Here is a 20,237-nt window from a genome sequence, read left to right on the forward strand (position 1 = left end):
ATTAATGGAGAGAGATGGTGATGAATATGACTAAATTACATGAGATTGAATCAATGCAATTATGCCTGTCATATGACATTCGCCACAAAAGTGCCTTCTAATAGAGAAGAGTCACGCTTCTTAACTGTGCGTATGAAACCTTATGACGGCAAAATTGCTATCATAAGGTTTTTTTGTTGCCTAAAAAACAAAAATACTACCATACACCATTAGGAGGCAATTCCATTGAATTTACAACAATTAGGTTTTACAGCATTTTTTGAAACACAACTACAAACATTATCGATTGATATGACGACAAAGCTTGTTGGACGCGTCATACTCGAACATAAACACTCTTACCGTGTCCTGACAGAACAGGGCGAATTTTTGGCAACGGTATCCGGAAACTTTGCATACCACGCCTTTTCAAGAAAAGATTACCCGGCTGTAGGCGATTTTGTCGTTATTGAACAAATGCCGGGAGAAGAACGTGCCATTATTCATCATTTATTTGATCGGAAATCCAAATTTACAAGAAAAATGGCAGGTCTAGAAGTCGATGAACAAATTGTGGCAACAAATGTTGATCTCATATTACTTGTTATGAGTTTAAATGATGATTTCAATATACGCCGTTTAGAACGCTATTTAGTTGCTGGATGGGATTCAGGGGCAACACCGGCTATTGTATTAACGAAAGCGGATTTATGCGAGGATGTCACACCGTATTTAAAAGAAATCGAATCGGTTGCTTTCGGTGTGGATATTATGACGGTGAGTGCGCAGACTGGTGAAGGAATCGCTTCATTACATGCGCTGTTAACTGAAGGGAAAACTGCCGCATTACTCGGTTCTTCCGGTGCAGGGAAATCAACACTTACAAACGCTTTATTAAACACAGAACAAATGAAAGTGTCGACAATCCGTGAAGATGATGCAAAAGGTCGCCATACGACGACACACCGGGAACTTGTTGTTTTACCATCCGGTGCTTGCCTGATTGACACTCCTGGAATGCGGGAGTTACAGCTTTGGGATCAGGGGGACAGTCTAACTGCAAGTTTTTCCGATATTGAACAGATTACAGAAAACTGCAGATTTCGCGACTGTAAGCATAAAAATGAACCCGGTTGTGCTGTATTGCAGGCAGTTGAAAAAGGAGAACTTGATGCTGCAAGATTGACGAGCTTTTTTAAACTGCAGCGGGAACTTGCCTATATTGAGAAAAAGGCGAATACGGATGCCCAGCTTGCTGAAAAACGTAAATGGAAGCAACTATCAAAAAGCATAAAGAAAATGAGATAATTTATAGTAGATGCACTTATTTTGTGCATCTGCTTTTTTATGTAACCGGGAAATTTGAACAGTCATTGATTGTAATGAAGATTGAGCTATAATGAATGAAGTAGAAGAGGAAGTGAAAAATTGATTAACTGGATTTATGTCATTATTTTAGGGGTAACAGTAGGGCTAATCAGTGCTATGTTGGATTGGCCATTCTCTGTAAGTATATCTATTATTGTCCTATTTGCACTTTGTTCCATCGGCTATATGTATTACATTGCATTTGCTTCGACGAATCTGTTGAAAATAAAAAAATACATCGAAAAGCATAAAAAAGACCCAATGCTAAATTATATCCTTGCCGTAGAAAACGGGACAAAAGAAGAGGAAATCGGGGCTATGGATCGCATTATCGCACATTACAAGCAACCTGTTATTAAACATACATATGAAATGAACCGGGCACTCCGTCTTAATGATTTTGAACGTGCGGAGCAATTTGCAGACAAACTGCTGGATACACCAAATGGTCTATATGGAAAGGCCAGTATTGCAGCGTTATTAGGTAATCGAGACTTGGCAAAAAGTTACCCATTAAAGAAGGTGTGGATGAACGATGCGGTTGATGCCCAATTAGCATTAGCAGAAAATAACATTGAGCTATTTGATCAATCCGCAGCGAAAGCAATTGAGGGTGCTAAAGGATTACAACGTTACTCATTATATTTCAGTTTGAAGAAGGCCAAACAGGAACATGAGTGGGGAAAATAGTATCGAACCATGTTATCGCTTACTTATCAGGTAAGCGGTATTTTCATTTTCACTGTAGTTCCAAATCTCACCCGAAAAGTGAATCGATTCCTTTAAAATATGTATTTGCATGTCTTAAATGCAGATTTACAGGGAATAGTAAAATAGTAGAAAAAACTAGTAATTTATAACATTTAATAGTTGCTTTCTCTTAATAATTAAATAATGAAAAGAGATGAATTTCATGACAGTCACTGGTATTTTAACCGTCACCTTATTTGTATTAAATATATTGTTTGCTCTCGTATTAATATTCATCAGCCGAAAAAGCGCATCATCTACATGGGCTTGGTTATTTGTACTCTTTTTCTTACCGATTTTTGGTTTTATTTTATATTTACTAATAGGTCGGAATTTACAGAAGAAACATTTTGTAAGGTGGCATGCGGTCCAGCAGGAGGAAACACTGGAATCATTCCAGGATCAAAAGAATGCGTTGGAAGAAGGGACATACGATTTTCCGAATGCTATTACAAAAAAGCATGAAGCCTTAATTAAGATGAACGTCGATTATAACCATTCTTTATTGAGTTCAAAAAATGATGTCAAAATACTGTCGGAAGGGAAAGAAAAATTCCGTTCGGTCATAGAAGATATCGAAAATGCAAAACAGACCATTCATATTCAGTACTACATCTATAAAATGGATGATGTCGGTAAAAGTATTTTCAATGCGCTCGTCAAAAAAGCGAAAGAGGGCATTGAAGTGCAGATGATGTACGACGATTTAGGTTCACGTACATTACGCAAAAAGGATCTGAAAAAATTAACGGATGCCGGAGGGCAGGTAGAAGCGTATTTTTCATCGTATTTTAAGCTGTTTAATCCACGTATTAATTTTAGGAATCACCGGAAACTTATTATTATTGACGGAAGGGTCGGATATATCGGCGGGTTTAATGTCGGGAATGAATATGCCTGTCTGGATGACGATATCGGGTATTGGCGCGATACGCATTTGAGAATCGAAGGTAATTCTGTTTATAATATGCAGGCTCATTTTCTATTTGACTGGTACCAGGCGAGAAAAGAAGAGCTGACTGAAATCGAACAAAGGTACTTCCCGACGTTTACCGTAGATGCAGACACACCTGTTCAAATTGTGTCGAGCGGTCCTGATACGGACTTTGAATCAATTAAAAACAGTTATATCCGAATGATTTTAAGTGCCAAAAAGTATGTTTATATTCAATCACCATATTTTGTACCGGACGAACCATTTATGCATGCGGTTCAAATTGCTGCTTCATCAGGTGTTGATGTGCGCATAATGACGCCCGAAGTAACCGATCATGCTTTCGTATATGGAGCCAATTCAGCATACAGCGGCGACTTATTGGAAGTTGGCGGTCGAGTATACCGTTATAAAAAGGGCTTCCTTCATGCAAAAATGATTGTCATTGACGATGAAGTGGCGACAATTGGTACGGCTAATATAGATGTCCGAAGTTTTAGCCTGAATTTTGAAATTAACGCCATTCTATATGATGCAAATTTAGCGATACAATGCAGAGAGCTGTTCGAAGCAGATATTAAGGAAAGTTTTGAATTAACGAAGGAGCAATACGACGCACGCAAAACTTGGACGAAAATTCGGGAATCCGTTTCGCGTTTATTATCACCGATTTTATAATGCTAGAGCTAGCCGATTACAAAGGCTAGCTTTTTTATTTCTAAATCCGAAATATTTTCGAGCATTATAACTTATTTTTTAGTAAAATATGAATTGAACTACAATTCAGAAAGTAGGTAATAGAATGGTAAATGTTAAATATCCTGAAGTTTGGGATTTGGATGTTTTTTTCCCTGGTGGTAGTGCTTCTCCACAATTAATCGAGCATATTGAAAGTTTGACACCTAAACTGGAAGTATTAAAAGAGAAAATTGACAAATTCGAAGTACCTCAAAATAGTGATGCTGCATTAGAAATCCAATCGGTATTGGAAAGCATCAAAGAAGTAATGCTGCATATTTCCCAGGCAGGGGCGATGCTTTCTTGCTTAACTGCACAAGACACGACGGATCGTGATGCATTACTATTGCAAGGCCAATTATCAGGGATAGCGGCAAATTCATCGCCGATTCTGGAAAGCTTCAATCAAAAATTGGGTAAAATCGAACAGTCAACTTTCGAAGCATTATTGCAGACAGAAGAATTGGCTCAATTCGAATTCATCTTAACGGAATGGCGCGAAAAATCGAAAGAGTCATTATCGGAAGAAGAAGAAGCGCTAATTTCAGCATTAGGTGTTGATGGATACAGTTCTTGGGGCCAGCTTTATAACATGCTGATCGGCGATATTAAAGTGGAAGTAGAAGTGGACGGCGAAAAGAAATTACTTTCAGTTGGACAAGCGAACAATTTAAGTTCGCATAAGGACCGCACAGTGCGAAAAGCGGCATTTGAAGCATTGGAAAAAGTGTTTACAGAGCGTGAAGAGTTCTTTGCAAAAACATTAAATCACTTGGCAGGTTTCCGGTTAGCCGTTTATAAAAAGCGCGGCTGGGACTCAGTAACAAAAGAGCCGCTACAAATTAACCGCATGAAACAGGAAACAATCGATGCGATGTGGGGTGCCATTACATCTCGTAAGTCGACATTTGCAGGTTATTTGCAGCATAAAGCAAATCTGTTAGGTACAGAGAATTTAGACTGGTTTGACTTTGATGCACCGGTCACGGATTCAACAGCTACAATGTCATATCAGGAAGGTGCTGAGTTTATCCTGAAGCATTTTGGCCGCTTTGGTTCAGAAATGGAAAGCTTTGCACGTACAGCGTTTGAAGACGGGTGGATTGAAGCGGAAGACCGTGATAATAAACGTCCAGGCGGTTTCTGTACAGGAATGCCGTTATCAGAGCAATCTCGTATTTTCATGACTTACTCCGGATCGATGTCAAATGTTTCCACACTGGCACATGAACTGGGACATGCTTTCCATTCGTATGCACTGCGCCCTGTTCATCCATTGAACCGCCGCTATGCAATGAATGTTGCTGAAACAGCTTCAACGTTCGCAGAAATGATTGTTGCAGATGCAGCAGTTGAAGAAGCAACAACTGAACAGGAAAAGATTGCGTTACTGGAAGATAAAATTCAGCGTTCAGTTGCTTTCTTTATGAATATCCATGCGCGTTACTTGTTTGAAACTCGTTTTTATGATGAGCGCAAAAAAGGCATTGTATCAACGAAACGCTTGAACGAACTGATGGAAGAAGCTCAAATTGAAGCACATGCAGGCGGGTTAGGGGAAACACATCCGCATTTCTGGGCATCAAAAATGCACTTCTATATTACAGGTGTACCGTTCTATAACTTCCCGTACACATTTGGTTATTTATTCTCATTAAGCATTTACGCGAAAGCAAAAGAAGAAGGTAAAGGCTTTGAAGAGAAGTATATGGCTCTGTTGCGTGACACAGCGATCATGACAGTTGAAGAATTGGCAATGAAGCATTTAGGCGAAGACATTACGAAAGAAGATTTCTGGTTAAAAGGAATCTCACTTTGCGAAAAAGATGTCGAGGAATTTATTGCGTTAACATCGAAATAGGTTGAAAAAAGGGGCAGTGCAAAACACACAGCCCCTTTTTATGTTCTATTATACTTTTATTAAACTTATAGCGGTTTTTTATGCAGCGTAAATCCTACTGTATCCGCATCACGTATAGTAATCGTATACGTACCGCTTACTTGATCATGCTTTACATCAATATTGTCCAATCCTTTATCATAACGGAAGAGAATTTCACCTTCTGCCGATTTATAAACAACATGCAAATCATCCCGTTTCACTTCGAATGTAGGCGTGAAGTCTGGATTGCGGTCGGTGAATTCATTGATAAACAATTTGGCACCTTGTTCAACGAAATCTTCCCGATTCTCAGGTGGTGCAATTGCTTCATAAATATTATGCACCGATGCGTCTAGTTCAATATATTTGCCATGTTCAAATTCCTCGTCAATCGCTCTTTGTAGGTGGAGAGTCTCCTCTTCATTGATCGATTCCGCGATTTTCTCATATAATTCCTTCATGAGCATTTTTGTTTTCTTTTTGTCGGACGCGATCGGAGTGGCCTGCAAGAAAGTTTCCATGAAAAACTTCGCCGGTTCGCCATCCGATTGTTTATCCAATACATAAACATTTTCTTCGAGCGGATCATAATTCATTCGAATGAGTGCACATTTTTGTACACGACTCGATGCATCAGGCAAAATATTTTCGATTGTTTTCAAATGCAGTGTTTCCAAATCAATCTGTACCGCGTCTTTTGGATCCAGCTTTAACAGTAGAATATAGTCTTCGCCAATAAGTTCGATATGCGCGACAAAGACCGAGCCGTTACTGTTCGATACCGTTTGCATAATTTGATACAGTTTATTTGATAAATCATTGGCTAGCGATAAGAAATGGGTATCATCAGGATATTCTACATAACGGTTCATTTTAGTCAGAATATCATTGTCACGGTCTAAAAATTTACATGCAACAGATTTCGGACTATTCATCGTTGCATCTATGTATGATTCAAAGAACTGATTATACACTTCATATTGAAGTGCGGATAAATCCATTGTCTCACTTGCAGATACAAAACGGCTTTGCTGCATATCCAGCAATGTAACAGCCATCCGTTTCATTTGGATTGATAATGTTGTTTCAACTTCATTCATCTTTACATAACTCCTTTTAAATTCCGATTTTTCAAGTATAGCGGACATCATGAAAATTTGCACGGACTCTAATTCAGTTTACAAACGTGAACATATGTGTTATGATTGTTTTTGTGCTATTTTAGATAGTGCTATAAATGAATTGGCATTTCTGCTAGTGTTTTTGAAGATACTTATTCACACTGGCGCAAGCTTCAGGGCTGCAAGGACATAGTAGCAGGTTGGGACTATGTTGCTTAAGTTAGAAGAGATTAGTAGAATTTTACCGCGGTTAAAACTGGAGTTGTGCACTCCGAATAAATATAAATTCCCCGGATGATCGGGTTGAGACTTTCATTTATTTATAAATCTATCTATTAAATACTAAAGGGGTCCCCAATATTTGGGGGCCCCTTGTCCAATTCTCCGAATAAAAACCATCCAAATCGGTTTGGATGGCACATTAAAAAATATTAGTCCGTGAAGCATAAAGAAGTCATATACCCAAGCATTAGTAATAATCCAAGACCCATAACAATGTCCATTTTTTAGAACCTCCCTTAATATAACCTACAATATCTTCCTTTTTTATTGTACAATGATTACAATAAAGATGAAACTATTTGTTATAATATTCGTATATATTAAGAAGAGCGTTTTAAAATTATACATAATAAAAGTGGGTGATAGACTTGAAAAAATGGATTTACAAATCTCTTGTTGTCTCCGTTGCGTTATTATCGTTTGGTTTAATTACACCAAAGCATGAAATTTGGGCCAATTTTGATGAAGACCGGCATGGCAAATCGGCATTGGATCGTCCAAGCGACAACCATATTTCAGCTGCCTATCAGTTGGATGATATTATCGTTGATGAAAAACCGCTGCCAACTACAGATGACTTTGTGTCTGCTGCAAAAGAACAATCATACATAAAATTTGGAACAAAAGTCGGACCGGTTATTGAACAACAATTCGAAACGAATATTTTCCCGAAAATCGAAGAAGCTATTGTAATGACTGTGGAACGAGTTGGTAATGAAAAACTGCGTAACTTAACGGTTTCCGAAAAACCGAGTGGAGATTATTCAGAAAAAATCTTCCACATTGTTGACAGCAAATCAAAAACAGACGTAATCCGCTTCCATGTGCGAACAGAGAACCGTCCTTTTGATGGCTACTATTACAATTTCCACTATCATACGTTTGAAGACAACTATTCAAAGCATTACGACCTTGGCGAGATTTACTGGAGCAAAAACACACCGCCTAAGTGGTTATCATAGCAAAATAGAGCACCCGCCAACTGGTCGGGTGCTTTTTTAAAGCTTTAAAAATTCTTATTCTATTTTTCGATTTTCTTCTTTCCGGAATTAGCGGCAAAAATTCCGCTAGCTAATGCAATAATGATTGCTACCCATGTCCAAAAACTCATAATTTCACCTCGTTAAATTTAATCTCTCCTTACACTATACACTTTTGGAAGATTATTTCCAAAAAATGATAAACGATTACTGATGAATTATCAACAATACACTTTTTTTTCCACGAAAAAGGGAGATTCCATATTAAAGTTTTAGCAAGGAGCTCCAAAATTTGGTGCTTATTCTTCCATCCTTTGCCAAAAGAAACATAAGCGATCAAAGCTTAAATAATCTGTGATTGGCCAACCTTTAATTTAGGGAGTGGTAATCTTGGAAAACAGATTTTTCTTAGGTTTATTTAATGGCCTGATTTTAAGCATTATATTATGGACCTCTATTTTTGGATGGATAAAGATATTAACAGGTTTATTTTAAGTATTATAAAATATGCGAAGAGAAGAACTTTATTTAAATAAGTTTACTTAATCCCAAGATTAAAGTACTGAATAAGCTAAAAGACCAGGTACTCATTATCGAGCGCCTGGTCTTGTGCTTTGCTTTTGTTAATATTTCTGAATTACTTCTCTTTATTGTCGTTATTGTTATTGTTGTTTTTGTTTTTTTGCTTTGCATATTCTGAGAAATCGGCTTCCTTACCAGCTTCCATATTATAATTCGGTCTGTTCGTTGCTCTTGTATGAGTAACGGTTGCATTGTCTTCTTCGTCAAGATTTTTCATTAACAGAGGAATACATGCAAGACCGGCAAGACCGACAAGTGCATAAATAATCCGTGATAACCCGGCAGTTTGACCGCCGAATAATGATGCGACTAAATCAAATTTGAAAAAGCCGATAAGTCCCCAGTTAATTGCTCCAATAATTACAAGTACGAGGGCAATTCTATATAATGCTCCCATTTAAAACCTCTCCTTTATTTTAGATAAAGAAGTTCATTCGGTATGTAAAAAACACATACAAAAGAAATTCAAGTATCTATTTCTGCTCGTATTTTTCCCGGGAACCGATTGTTTATACTTCTTTTTTTAAAAAGAAAATGTATCAAAATACGAATAAAAATGTCCCTTTGAAAATAAAAATAATTAAAAATAGGAAATAATATCTGCAGCAACAAAGCGGGAAATATATAGTTCTGATTTCGTAATAAATAAAGCGAAAGTTATTTATTTAACGTTGGGAATAGAGTATCCGGCGATTTATCATAATATTACTATGCGGTTGATAAAAGGACCTTAATTTTTTTGTGTAATTTACAAAAATTTAAAAATTAAAGGTGAATTTTTATGTAACTCGAGGTATAATATTTGTATACTATAGTAAAAAGGAGGACTGCCGATGATAACCGGTCAGTTAGGGCGAGCATTCCAATTAGCGGAAAAACATAAGCTCGACGTAAATACAATTTTGGAATTAACGAAAATTATTGCAAAAGAAGTAAATGGTGCTCAAAAAATTGAGGACAAAATTTTACTGCAAATGATTCAAATTCTGGAAAACAACAAAACAATTCTTAGGGAGGCAACATAAAAATTGACGCAAACGATTGAGCTATACGATGACTTAGACACATTTGACTAAAGGCGCTACTCAGCAGACGAAATACGAGTAGCGCCTTTTATTGTACCCTTTTTTATACATATTAATTTAGAATCATTAATAAATTTTCGCTCAGTAGGATTTTCGAGCGATTTTGCAGATTGACGTGTTTTTCTCACCATAAGTCTATATAATAAACGGAGAACATTCTTTAGGAGTGAAAAACAATGGTACATGCAGATCATACATACTTAAATTTATTGCAATATATTTTGGACAACGGGACAGATAAATCTGACCGTACAGGAACAGGGACACGCAGCGTTTTCGGCTATCAGATGCGCTTTAATTTACAGGAAGGCTTTCCGCTTTTAACGACTAAGCGCGTACCGTTTAAACTTGTTGCAAGTGAACTTCTTTGGTTTATTAAAGGTGATACGAATATCCGCTATTTACTTCAGAACAACAACCATATTTGGGATGAATGGGCATTTAAAAAGTGGGTAGAATCAGAAGAGTACATCGGACCTGATATGAGTGACTTTGGACGACGCTCCCTAATTGATGAAGCGTTTAATGAACAGTATCAAATAGAACTTTCTGCATTTTGTGAACGTGTTTTACATGATGATGAATTTGCTTCAAAATACGGAGATTTGGGTAATGTTTACGGGAAACAGTGGCGTAATTGGACAACTTCAGAGGGTGAATCGATTGATCAATTGCAAGATGCAATCGATTTGATTAAACATAATCCGGATTCGCGTCGTATTATCGTGAATGCATGGAACCCGGAAGATGTGATCGATGCTGGAGGAAAGGGCAGTAAAGCGGCTTTACCGCCATGTCACGTGATGTTCCAGTTCTACGTTGCTGAGGGTAAATTGAGCTGTATGCTTACGCAGCGCAGTGCAGATACATTTTTAGGGGTGCCTTTTAACATTGCGAGCTATGCATTGCTGACGCATTTAATTGCCCATGAATGTGGACTTGAAGTAGGTGAGTTTGTGCATAGCATGGCCGATACCCATATTTATTCAAACCATTTTGAACAAGTAAAAGAACAGCTTACTCGTGAGCCGAAGCAATTGCCGATCTTAAAGTTAAATCAAGATAAGCAATCGATCTTTGATTTTGAAATGGAAGATATTTCGCTTGAAGGCTATCATCCGCATCCAACAATTAAAGCACCGATTGCAGTATAAAGGGGGGGCACGATGATTTCATTAATCGTTGCGCATGATGAAAACCGGGTAATTGGCTATCAAAACGATTTGCCATGGTATTTACCGGGTGATTTGAAATACTTTAAAGAAATGACAATGGGAAAACCGATGATTATGGGCCGTAAAACCTACGATTCAATTGGACGACCTTTGCCGGGACGCCGAAATATTGTCATTACTCGAAATGAAAACTTTACAGCAGAAGGAATTGAAGTAGTAGGAAACCTGGAAGAAGCATTGGCGCTAGTTGAAGGTGAAGAAGAAGTGATGATCATTGGCGGTGCCCAAATATTTGAGCAGTCGATGGCCATTGCCGATCGGTTATATATTACATTCATCAACCATAGTTTTAAAGGGGATACTTATTTTCCGTCATACGATGACTGGAAGAAGATCTCATGCCTCGAGCCTATCGAGTCCGAAGATGGATATACGTTCCAGTACTGTATTTACGAAAAATAGCTGTTAAAAACAAAAGGACGTGCTGAATCAAAACTTCAGCATGTCCTTTTCTTTTATATCAGATACATATATACACAAGCCACCATGCATCCACAGCCTGCAATAACGAATAAATGCCAAATCGCGTGATTGTACGGAAGGCGGGTCCATGCATAAAAAATTGCGCCAAATGTAAATAGCAGACCGCCAATAAGCATTAGCATAAAACCATCAAACGTCAAATATGCATATAATGGTCGAATGGCGAAAATGATAAGCCAGCCCATTAAAATATAAAGCACCAATGATAATTTTTCGAATCGATGAATGAACAAACATTTGAACACAACGCCTAATATTGCAATAAACCAAATAATACACAGCATGACAATGCCTGTCACACCTCCGATTGCTACAAGTAAAAACGGGGTATAAGTACCAGCAATCAATATATATATTGAAGAATGATCCAGTATTGAAAAGAACCGTTTATATTTTTCCGGAACACTATGTAATAATGTCGACATTAAAAACAGTAAAATCAAGGATGAGCCAAAAATAGCGTAGGAAGTAATATGTACTGCTGTGCCGTTAGCTGCTGAATGAATAATTAATAGAATGCATGCAGGTATGCTAATGGCAAGTCCTACACCATGTGTTATGGCATTCCAAAGTTCTTCTTTCCAGTTTTTATAATCAAATGCGTCTAAATTGTGCATGAGTCATCACGCTCCTTTATATTAGTATAATTCTTTAGCGAAATATTCGTGATAGATGGATGTCATGATGTTATACTGCTATATGTCATATGAAAATAGTGATAAACTGGGTCATTCTTCAATGACAAATGTCATATTGGTAAACAAATATGATTTCTTTATAATAGTAAGGAAGATAGAAAAAGGATGTGTTTTCTTTGAGTCAAATTCATATCGTAACAGATTCAACTTGCGATTTAACAGACGCGGAAATTCAGGAACATGGAATTCATGTAGTACCACTAACAGTTCAAATTGATGATAAAACGTATACAGATCGTGTAAATTTGCAACCGGATACATTTATTAAATTATTAAAAACAGCAAAAGAACTTCCGAAAAGTTCTCAACCGTCTCCTGGTATATTTAAAGAGTTATATGATGAACTTGGAAAAGATGGTTCAAAAATTATATCAATCCATATGACAGGGAGTATGAGCGGTACATATCAGTCAGCCAATCAAGCTTCACAAATGACTGATTCTGACGTAACCGTAATAGATTCGCGTTATATTGCTTTCGGGTTGGCATTCCAGCTTCGTGAAGCGATCCGTCTACGTAATGCAGGTGCTACATTGGAGGAAATTGTTGCTGGTGTGAATCGTGTACGTGAAAACACACGTCTTTTTGTTGCATTGGACACGTTGGAGAACATGGTTAAAGGCGGTCGAATCGGAAAAGGTAAGGCAGTCGTTAGTTCTTTATTGAATATTAAGCCAATTGGTCACTTAGATATTGGGGAAGTGACGATTTGTGCAAAACCGCGCAGCTATAAGCAAGTGGTGAAATATTTAATGAGTGAATTTGAAAAAGATACTAAAGGTAAAAAAGTGGCAGGTGTTGCCATCTCTCATGCGAATGCAATGGATACTTTAGTGAATCCGTTGATCGAGCAGGTAAAAGCAACAGGTTATACAGGACAAGTTGAAGTTGCCTTTACTTCACCGGTTATTAGTACACATACAGGTGAAGGTGCAATCGGCTTTATTTATTATACAGAATAGTTCAAAGGTAATTCTAAAGAATATTAACTTTAGAATTACTTTTTTTATAAATTTAAAAATATTTTCAAATATATCACTATTTTTATAGGCAAATCATTCCTAAAGGTGAGGAAAATATTTTATAATGAAATAACAAAATAAAAAGGGGGAAGTTGCATGTGGCGGTTAGTACTCACATCATTAGCTGTCATTTTCTTGTCCGCATGCTCCGTTACAATTGACCCACAAATAGAAGAAGCACAACAATCCGACAATTCATCCAATGATAATAATGATTTGTCTATATCAGAAGAAGAAGCCGAAAACGAAGAAACAATCAATACGAGCTTTTTTGATATTATAAATGATGTATTTCAACTAGACTGGTCTGATCGTAAGGAAGAAGATGCACAATCGGTTTTTTATTTAGCATTAGGTGATTCGCTAACAAGGGGTGTTGGAGACGAAACCCAGGATTATGGCTATACAATTCGCCTGCAGGAGGAGCTGGAAAAATGGCCGATGGTAGAGGAAGTGGAACTCGATAATCGAGGTAAAAACGGTAGACGCAGTGACCAGCTGTTAAGTTTACTTGAGCGGGGCCACTATGAAGAAGAGCTGCAAAAAGCAAATCTGATCACGATTACGCTCGGCGGTAATGATGTAATGAAAATTGTAAAAAAGAATTTATTTTCAATGAAAAAGTCTATGTTTGATAAGGAATTGCCCAAATTTGCTGAGCGCTACGAAGAAGTCATTGCAGAAATTCGTAAAGTAAATCCTGATGCGCCGATTATTTTAGTTGGGTTCTACAATCCTTTTTCAATCGTAGTCGATGAGATTACACCTTTCGATCCGATTATTTCGGAGTGGAATGGTGAAATCGAAAAGCTTGCTGCCACAGATGAAAATGCGTGTTTCGTATCAGTAGAGGATTTATTTGTCTCAAATGAGGATATGGTATATCATGTAGACTTCTTTCATCCGAATAGCACAGGATATGATCGTATGACAAAACGCATCATTGAAACAATGCAACAATGTGATATTGAGCAGATGTCAGACGGTTTATTAGGATTTGAGGAGTGAGAAGATGAACAAATGGAAAGTCGCATTTTTATTATTGGCTGGAGCAGTACTCATTACATTTGCCACATTGCTCTATTTAATAACTGCTGATGTAGAACAAGCAACAGAACAGCCACCACTCCCTATTGAGGGCAACATATTGACTGTGGAAACGACAGCTAAAGAATTCGAAGCAATTGCAAAACAATATTTATCGGAAGCTATGAACCAGTCACCTGTTCCGGTAGAGCTGACAGTGGATGATAAAATTTATCTATACAGTACATTAACTGTTTTTAATATCGATTTGCCGATTCAGATGGACTTCATTCCAGTTGTAAATAACGGTAATATTACACTGAGTCAAGAAGCGGTCCACGTCGGCAAGGTAAATATTCCTCCGAAAACCGTCCTGAAAATGATTGATGATGCGGTTAATTTTCCAAATTGGATTACGGTGAAACCAAATGACGAAGAAATTTATGTAGATCTGTCTCGCATAAATATTGCAAGTGGTTCCAGAGTGCGTGCGAAGGAAATTGATTTACCAAATGATAAAATAGAGTTGGAAGTAGTTATTCCAAACCAGACGAAGTAAAATAGGAGGTAATTTTAATGGCATATGAAAAAGCGACATTTGCAGGGGGCTGCTTCTGGTGTATGGTAAAGCCGTTTGATCAACAGCCCGGTATTATAGAAGTCGTTTCCGGTTACACGGGCGGGCATGTTGAAAACCCGACATACGAACAAGTATGCAGTGAAACAACGGGCCATCTTGAGGCAGTTCAAATTACGTTTGATCCTGAAATTTATCCGTACGAAAAACTGGTAGAACTTTATTGGACATTGATCGATCCGACAGATGCGGGCGGTCAATTTTATGATCGTGGCGAATCATACACTACGGCGATATTTTACCATGATGATGTCCAAAAGCAGATTGCCGAATTATCCAAGTCCAAACTGGAGGCAAGCGGAAAATTCAAATCACCGATTGCCGTTAAAATCCTTGAAGCGAAGCCGTTCTACGCGGCAGAAGATTATCATCAGCACTACTATCAGAAGAACCCGGCACATTACGAACGCTATTCGGTTGGTTCAGGGCGTGCTGGATTTATTGAGAAATACTGGGGGGCGAAATAAATGAATAAAGAGCAACGTTTAAAAGAGTTAACAGAAATGCAGTATCATGTTACACAAAACCAAGGAACGGAACCGCCATTCCGCAATGAATACAATGACGTTTTCGAAGAGGGTATCTATGTGGATATCGTTTCAGGAAAGCCTCTTTTCAGTTCAAAAGACAAATATGATGCGGGCTGTGGCTGGCCATCATTTTCAAAGCCGATTGAGAAAGTAGAGGTAACCGAGCATTTTGATACGTCGCACGGTATGCGTCGTGTGGAAGTCCGCAGTAAAACAGCCGATTCCCATTTAGGGCACGTATTTCCGGATGGTCCGCAAGAATTAGGCGGGTTGCGTTATTGCATCAATTCAGCAGCATTGCGCTTCATTCCGGTGGAGGATCTTGAAAAAGAAGGCTACGGTGAATATAAATCACTGTTTGAATAAAAAGAACTCGCTTATGGGAAGTCCCATGAGCGAGTTTTTTAATACTAGATTTTAAATTCATTGACAACACTTCGAAGGTGATCTGCTTGTGAAGCCAGTTCCACTGCAGATGCATTGATTTCTTCCATGGAAGCAGATCCTTTAGATGCGGCAGCTGCACTGCGTTCTGTGTTGACAGCCGTATTGTCTGCTATTGCAGCAACATGTACGAACGATGTTGTTACACCGTGACTATTATTTAAAGTTTGTTCAATTTGAGCAACCATCTCTGTTAAAATATCAGATGTTTTTTCTGTCTGAAGTAATATATTTTGTAAAGAATTGGTCGTCTCATTTGTCACTTCCACACCACGGATTACTTTCTCTACCCCTGTGTGATTTTGCTCGATAATGGACTTGACCTCTGTTTGAATTGATCCAACGATTGCCGAAACTTCTTTTGCTGCCTTTTGGGATTGTTCGGCAAGTTTTCGTACTTCAGCCGCTACAACTGCAAAGCCTCGTCCATGTTCTCCGGCGCGAGCAGCCTCGATTGCCGCATTCAAAGCGAGTAAGTTTGTTTGTTCGGCAATTGCTGTAATTGAACTAATTATTGAAGTAATATTTTTTGATTTTTCCCCTAATTTTTCAACCGTATCAGAAGTCGTTGCCATTGTTTCCTCAATTTCAAGCATGACAATGGATGAGTGGTTTACTGATCTGCTTCCTTGGTGTGCAGCGTCCTTCATTTCAGATGCCGCTCGCTGAACTTCTCGTGCCTTTCCGTCTAATACGTGCATCGATTGCTCCAATTTCTGCATTTCATTACCCGAACTCCCGATACTGTTTAAAATTTCACTGCTATCGCTCGCAATTTTCATCGTAGAATCAGCAATAAAATCAATTGTACGAGCGTTTTCATCTGCAAGGGCCATTAATTCCTGTGAACTTCCGGATACATTTTCGGCAAGGTTTGAAACGCGTTTAACCAATGCAGAGATTGAGTCGATTAAAATATTGGTCGAATCTCCTATAACAGAAAATTCGTCCTTTGTTTTAACATTTACGCGGCGTGTTAAGTCACCGCCAGCCTGGGCGATATCCAGAATTGACTCATTGATCTTTTTCGTATTTCTACGGATTGATTTCGATAATATATAACCTAATGAAATTGTTAAAATAACGGCAATTCCTGTTAATGCTGAAATCATTATTTTAGAGGCGAATGCAAACTGTTCCAAGTCTGAAATGGTTTTTTCATTGCGCTGTTCAAGTATTTGAATCAGTTTACCTGTATTTTCATCAATATACCCTTTGAAGTTTTGGCTTCCGCTATTCGCAAAAAGTTTAGCGGCATTTTCATAGCCATATTTTTGACGTACTTCAATTGTCGATTTAGAATAGGATAAATAATTAGCATAAAACTGTTGGATTAATCCGAGGATTTTAAGCTCTTCATCCTGATTTTTAAATGACGTTTCAACAGATGTTAAATTTGTATTTATTCGGTCCTTAGTCTCTTCATATAATTGAAGAAATTTTTCGTCGCCTGTAATTAAGTAAGTTTGTTCATGGCTTGAAAGCTTCGCGATATCGGAAGCTAAACTATTAATATGCATTTGCTGTTTTAAATTTTCTTCCGCAAATTCTCGCAAGTTTTTTTCCAAGTTTGTTATATTAATATACGACAAAATTTGCATGGAGATAATAATTGCCATTAAAATAGTGAAAGCAATTAAAATTTTCCCTCGTATTAGATGAAAGAAGTGAAATAGGGCTTTCGGTTTAATAGGATTTTTCCTTAGTTTTTCTTTATTAGGCTTAGTTTTCTTGCTCTTTCGCAAATAATTCACCACTTTCTGAAAAAACAGTATTTAACTATTTTACTACATAAATGGTAAATTTACACTATATATTGTGAAAAAATGTATAAAGGAGGGGAAATATTGAAAAAATCATTTTATCATTTTGCACTAACATTTAGAGGGGGAGAATGGTCGGATGAAAAGGTACGTTTTGCCGAAAGTATGTTTCTCGATCATGCTTTTCCAAAAATGTCCGACAGCTTCGAGGAGCTTACGAATTATATAGAGTTTCAATCCGATGAATATATGACAATAGGTGCCTTTGATCAATTATGGGACCTATATGAAAATAAATTTTCAGTATAGGCATTGTTTTGCATGCAATAAGCGAGATGGGGTATAGTGAAATAAGACACGTCTTCGTAAAGAAAATCGTTATTTTGTCCAAATATTGTTTTTTATGCAAAATTTTTTGTGATGCAAGACGTCTAACGATTGAATGTTTATACGAAAACGTTTACAATTTAAAAGAATTATGATGAAAAGAGGTTTTTTGATGAGCGTTCATATTAATGCCAAAAAAGGCGACATTGCAGAAATTGTACTATTACCAGGAGATCCATTACGTGCAAAATATATTGCCGAAACATTTTTAGAAGATGTTGTTCAATATAACGAAGTACGTAATATTCTTGGCTACACAGGTACGTATAAAGGAAAACGCGTTTCTGTACAAGGGACAGGCATGGGTGTACCTTCAATTTCAATTTATGCGACTGAATTAATGCAAGAATACGGTGTACAAAAACTAATCCGTGTAGGTACTTGTGGTGCAATTCAAAAAGACGTAAAAGTACGTGACGTTATTATTGCACAAACATCATCTACAGACTCAAACATGAATCGAGTTGTTTTCGGCGGTACAATCGACTATGCACCAACTGCAGACTTCGATTTATTACTAAAAGCTTACAATGCTGCTAAAGAAGCGAACTTAAACGTACGTGTAGGAAATATCTTCACTGCGGATATGTTCTATTCTGACGAAGCACAAAACGAAAAATTAGCGCAATATGGCGTATTAGCTGTTGAAATGGAAACATCAGCACTTTACACATTAGCTGCGAAATTCGGTCGTCAAGCTTTAACAGTACTAACAGTATCTGACCACATCCTAACAGGTGAAGTAACAACTTCAGAAGAACGTCAAACTACGTTCAATGACATGATGGTTATTGCGTTGGAAGCGGCAATTCAAGATTAATTTTAAATTATAAGCATTTAATAGGCCGATTTGCGCTTATTAAGTGCTTTTTTTTTTGTAAAAATTTTAATCCTGTTCGTAATCCCATAAAAACTGTAAACGTTTATTAGTATAAAAAACATCATCTTACGAATAGTAAAACATAGGAATACAAATAATGTTGAGGAGCGTGGTTTTATGAAAAAGGAACAGTTGATACAGCTTATTCAAGATAAGTTTGATGAGGAAGATGCTATCTTGATACGAAATCTTGAAGAAATTTACGATGAAGAAAAAGAACAAGGTCGTAATGGAGCATTACTTAGAGCTTTGTACAGCGATCAATTTGAGATTGATTATAATGAGGATTTAGAAATAGTAATTAGGGAATTAGCAATTCGGATTACCCAATATATCTTTAGAAGTGGAAGTATAGAAGATTTTCATGCAGGTAAGTTTAGTTTTTCTAGGTATGAAGAGATTCCACCCAACACACCGGTGGAAGAAATTAGTCAGTTAACCGATGACAATATGAAGGTACTTAATAAAGAGCTGGTAGATCATATCGGTTTTATTTTACACCTATTCTCACGTGCAGATTATCTTAGCTTGCATACCGCCATTAGTGGCTATAAATTTTTTGGGAATGATTGGGATGATCCGGAAATTGCAAAGATTCAATCAAAGCATAATGATTATTTATTGCTCGTAACCGGCATGGATAAACATTTAGAAAATAAGTAGCGTTGTTTTTACACATCATACTAAAGATGTGTTTTTTTAATTTTTGAGTTGAAGCGATAAAAAAATTCCAAAAATTTTCTTAGCGGATGTTTGGCATATCGAATTTGTGTTGTGGGCAAACTGAGATACCGACAATTTTAAAGCACATAAAATGACGGCAAAAAAGTAAAAAGGAGTGAGGGGATGAGTCAGGAAGTAGCGAAGAAATTTGTTGATCGAATCTCAAGCACAGTGGATCCGTTAGCGAATATTGTTACGGTTAGTCTGTTTTGTGAAAATGCCATTAACCATTTGATTCAGGAAAAGCTGCCGAAAGTACGAAGCTTCAAGGATCAGTCAACTTATATCCCGATGGCGAGCTCTAATTACAGCACAAAAGTATATGCTGTTTATGCATTAGGCTTAATCGAACAAAAATTGTTCGAAAACTTATGGTTGCTGAATTATTGGCGCAACAAAGCCGCACATAACATTAGTGTGGATATTAGAGCTTTGCCGATGAACTTTCACCTTTTTGATAACAACCTCAAAATAGAAAAAGACATGAATGAAAACGAAATTGTCATCGGCATTGCCCTTTGCACTTACAAAGAATTGCATGTGTTCTTAAATGAACAATACGGTATTAAGTTAAATTGGTGAAGAATAAAAAGTGTCTATGCCTGTAGACACTTTTTATTTTATCCGTCATTCCTAAAAAAATGCACTCTATCCATACAATATTTTCAATTCATAATAAAATTCATTTAATCTTATTTCCAAATTAAA

Annotated in this window: 21 protein-coding genes; 17 read left to right on the forward strand and 4 right to left on the reverse strand. The window is 37.3% G+C overall.

Annotated elements, in window-relative coordinates:
- Positions 1-225: 225 nt before the first annotated feature.
- The 4 genes from rsgA to M3166_RS04715 all read left to right on the forward strand — a co-directional run bounded on the left by rsgA (position 226) and on the right by M3166_RS04715 (position 5,630).
- Complete coding sequence (gene rsgA / locus M3166_RS04700; protein WP_251687782.1) at positions 226-1,287, forward strand: ribosome small subunit-dependent GTPase A; 1,062 nt, start codon at positions 226-228, stop codon at positions 1,285-1,287.
- A gap of 120 nt (positions 1,288-1,407) precedes the next feature.
- A complete protein-coding gene (locus tag M3166_RS04705; RefSeq protein WP_251687784.1) occupies positions 1,408-2,037 on the forward strand; it encodes a hypothetical protein in 630 nt (209 codons plus the stop codon).
- 223 nt (positions 2,038-2,260) lie between these two features.
- Positions 2,261-3,709, forward strand: a complete 1,449-nt coding sequence (cls, locus tag M3166_RS04710) for a cardiolipin synthase (protein ID WP_251687786.1) — start codon at positions 2,261-2,263, stop codon at positions 3,707-3,709.
- Positions 3,710-3,833: 124 nt separating this feature from the next.
- Positions 3,834-5,630, forward strand: a complete 1,797-nt coding sequence (locus M3166_RS04715) for a M3 family oligoendopeptidase (protein WP_251687789.1) — start codon at positions 3,834-3,836, stop codon at positions 5,628-5,630.
- Between the two features lie 65 nt (positions 5,631-5,695).
- Here M3166_RS04715 and M3166_RS04720 read toward each other — a convergent pair whose 3' ends face one another.
- Complete coding sequence (locus M3166_RS04720) at positions 5,696-6,751, reverse strand: nucleoid-associated protein (protein ID WP_251687791.1); 1,056 nt, start codon at positions 6,749-6,751, stop codon at positions 5,696-5,698.
- Positions 6,752-7,422: 671 nt separating this feature from the next.
- Between M3166_RS04720 and M3166_RS04725 the strand changes: the two genes are divergently transcribed.
- Positions 7,423-8,016 (forward strand): YpjP family protein, encoded by a 594-nt coding sequence (locus tag M3166_RS04725; protein WP_251687793.1) that lies wholly within the window; start codon positions 7,423-7,425, stop codon positions 8,014-8,016.
- A gap of 655 nt (positions 8,017-8,671) precedes the next feature.
- Here M3166_RS04725 and M3166_RS04730 read toward each other — a convergent pair.
- Positions 8,672-9,013, reverse strand: coding sequence for a DUF378 domain-containing protein (locus tag M3166_RS04730; RefSeq protein ID WP_251687795.1), 342 nt, complete (start codon positions 9,011-9,013; stop codon positions 8,672-8,674).
- A 436-nt stretch (positions 9,014-9,449) separates the two neighbouring features.
- On the opposite strand from M3166_RS04730, the gene M3166_RS04735 reads away from it, so the two are divergent.
- The 3 genes from M3166_RS04735 to M3166_RS04745 all read left to right on the forward strand — a co-directional run bounded on the left by M3166_RS04735 (position 9,450) and on the right by M3166_RS04745 (position 11,338).
- A complete protein-coding gene (locus tag M3166_RS04735; protein ID WP_251687797.1) occupies positions 9,450-9,641 on the forward strand; it encodes an ABC transporter permease in 192 nt (63 codons plus the stop codon).
- A 236-nt stretch (positions 9,642-9,877) separates the two neighbouring features.
- Positions 9,878-10,855, forward strand: coding sequence for a thymidylate synthase (locus tag M3166_RS04740; protein ID WP_251687799.1), 978 nt, complete (start codon positions 9,878-9,880; stop codon positions 10,853-10,855).
- 12 nt (positions 10,856-10,867) lie between these two features.
- Positions 10,868-11,338 carry a dihydrofolate reductase gene (locus tag M3166_RS04745; protein ID WP_251687801.1) on the forward strand — a complete coding sequence of 157 codons (471 nt, stop codon included), beginning with the start codon at positions 10,868-10,870 and terminating at the stop codon, positions 11,336-11,338.
- Positions 11,339-11,391: 53 nt separating this feature from the next.
- On the opposite strand, the gene trhA is transcribed toward M3166_RS04745, so the two are convergent.
- Complete coding sequence (gene trhA, locus M3166_RS04750) at positions 11,392-12,036, reverse strand: PAQR family membrane homeostasis protein TrhA (RefSeq protein WP_251687803.1); 645 nt, start codon at positions 12,034-12,036, stop codon at positions 11,392-11,394.
- Positions 12,037-12,233: 197 nt separating this feature from the next.
- Between trhA and M3166_RS04755 the strand changes: the two genes are divergently transcribed.
- The 5 genes from M3166_RS04755 to msrB all read left to right on the forward strand — a co-directional run bounded on the left by M3166_RS04755 (position 12,234) and on the right by msrB (position 15,698).
- Positions 12,234-13,079: a DegV family protein gene (locus M3166_RS04755; protein ID WP_251687805.1), complete on the forward strand. Its 846-nt coding sequence runs from the start codon at positions 12,234-12,236 to the stop codon at positions 13,077-13,079.
- 156 nt (positions 13,080-13,235) lie between these two features.
- Positions 13,236-14,147, forward strand: a complete 912-nt coding sequence (locus tag M3166_RS04760) for a GDSL-type esterase/lipase family protein (protein ID WP_251687807.1) — start codon at positions 13,236-13,238, stop codon at positions 14,145-14,147.
- A 4-nt stretch (positions 14,148-14,151) separates the two neighbouring features.
- Positions 14,152-14,724, forward strand: coding sequence for a YpmS family protein (locus tag M3166_RS04765; RefSeq protein WP_251687809.1), 573 nt, complete (start codon positions 14,152-14,154; stop codon positions 14,722-14,724).
- 17 nt (positions 14,725-14,741) lie between these two features.
- A complete protein-coding gene (gene msrA / locus M3166_RS04770; RefSeq protein WP_251687811.1) occupies positions 14,742-15,269 on the forward strand; it encodes a peptide-methionine (S)-S-oxide reductase MsrA in 528 nt (175 codons plus the stop codon).
- Entirely contained in the window at positions 15,270-15,698 is a 429-nt protein-coding gene (gene msrB, locus M3166_RS04775; RefSeq protein WP_251687813.1) for a peptide-methionine (R)-S-oxide reductase MsrB, read from the forward strand.
- A 44-nt stretch (positions 15,699-15,742) separates the two neighbouring features.
- Here msrB and M3166_RS04780 read toward each other — a convergent pair whose 3' ends face one another.
- On the reverse strand, positions 15,743-17,533 hold the full coding sequence (locus tag M3166_RS04780) for a methyl-accepting chemotaxis protein (protein ID WP_353056554.1): 1,791 nt from the start codon (positions 17,531-17,533) through the stop codon (positions 15,743-15,745).
- Between the two features lie 90 nt (positions 17,534-17,623).
- Between M3166_RS04780 and M3166_RS04785 the strand changes: the two genes are divergently transcribed.
- The 4 genes from M3166_RS04785 (at position 17,624) to M3166_RS04800 (ending at position 20,111) form a co-directional block, all read left to right on the forward strand.
- On the forward strand, positions 17,624-17,848 hold the full coding sequence (locus tag M3166_RS04785; protein ID WP_251687815.1) for a YozE family protein: 225 nt from the start codon (positions 17,624-17,626) through the stop codon (positions 17,846-17,848).
- Positions 17,849-18,038: 190 nt separating this feature from the next.
- Positions 18,039-18,746 (forward strand): purine-nucleoside phosphorylase, encoded by a 708-nt coding sequence (gene deoD / locus M3166_RS04790; RefSeq protein WP_251687817.1) that lies wholly within the window; start codon positions 18,039-18,041, stop codon positions 18,744-18,746.
- Positions 18,747-18,923: 177 nt separating this feature from the next.
- Entirely contained in the window at positions 18,924-19,469 is a 546-nt protein-coding gene (locus M3166_RS04795) for a hypothetical protein (RefSeq protein WP_251687819.1), read from the forward strand.
- A gap of 183 nt (positions 19,470-19,652) precedes the next feature.
- Positions 19,653-20,111, forward strand: a complete 459-nt coding sequence (locus M3166_RS04800; RefSeq protein ID WP_251687821.1) for an RND transporter — start codon at positions 19,653-19,655, stop codon at positions 20,109-20,111.
- The last annotated feature ends 126 nt before the right edge of the window (positions 20,112-20,237 follow it).

The organism is Solibacillus isronensis, assembly GCF_023715405.1.
GTDB classification, from domain to species: domain Bacteria; phylum Bacillota; class Bacilli; order Bacillales_A; family Planococcaceae; genus Solibacillus; species Solibacillus isronensis_B.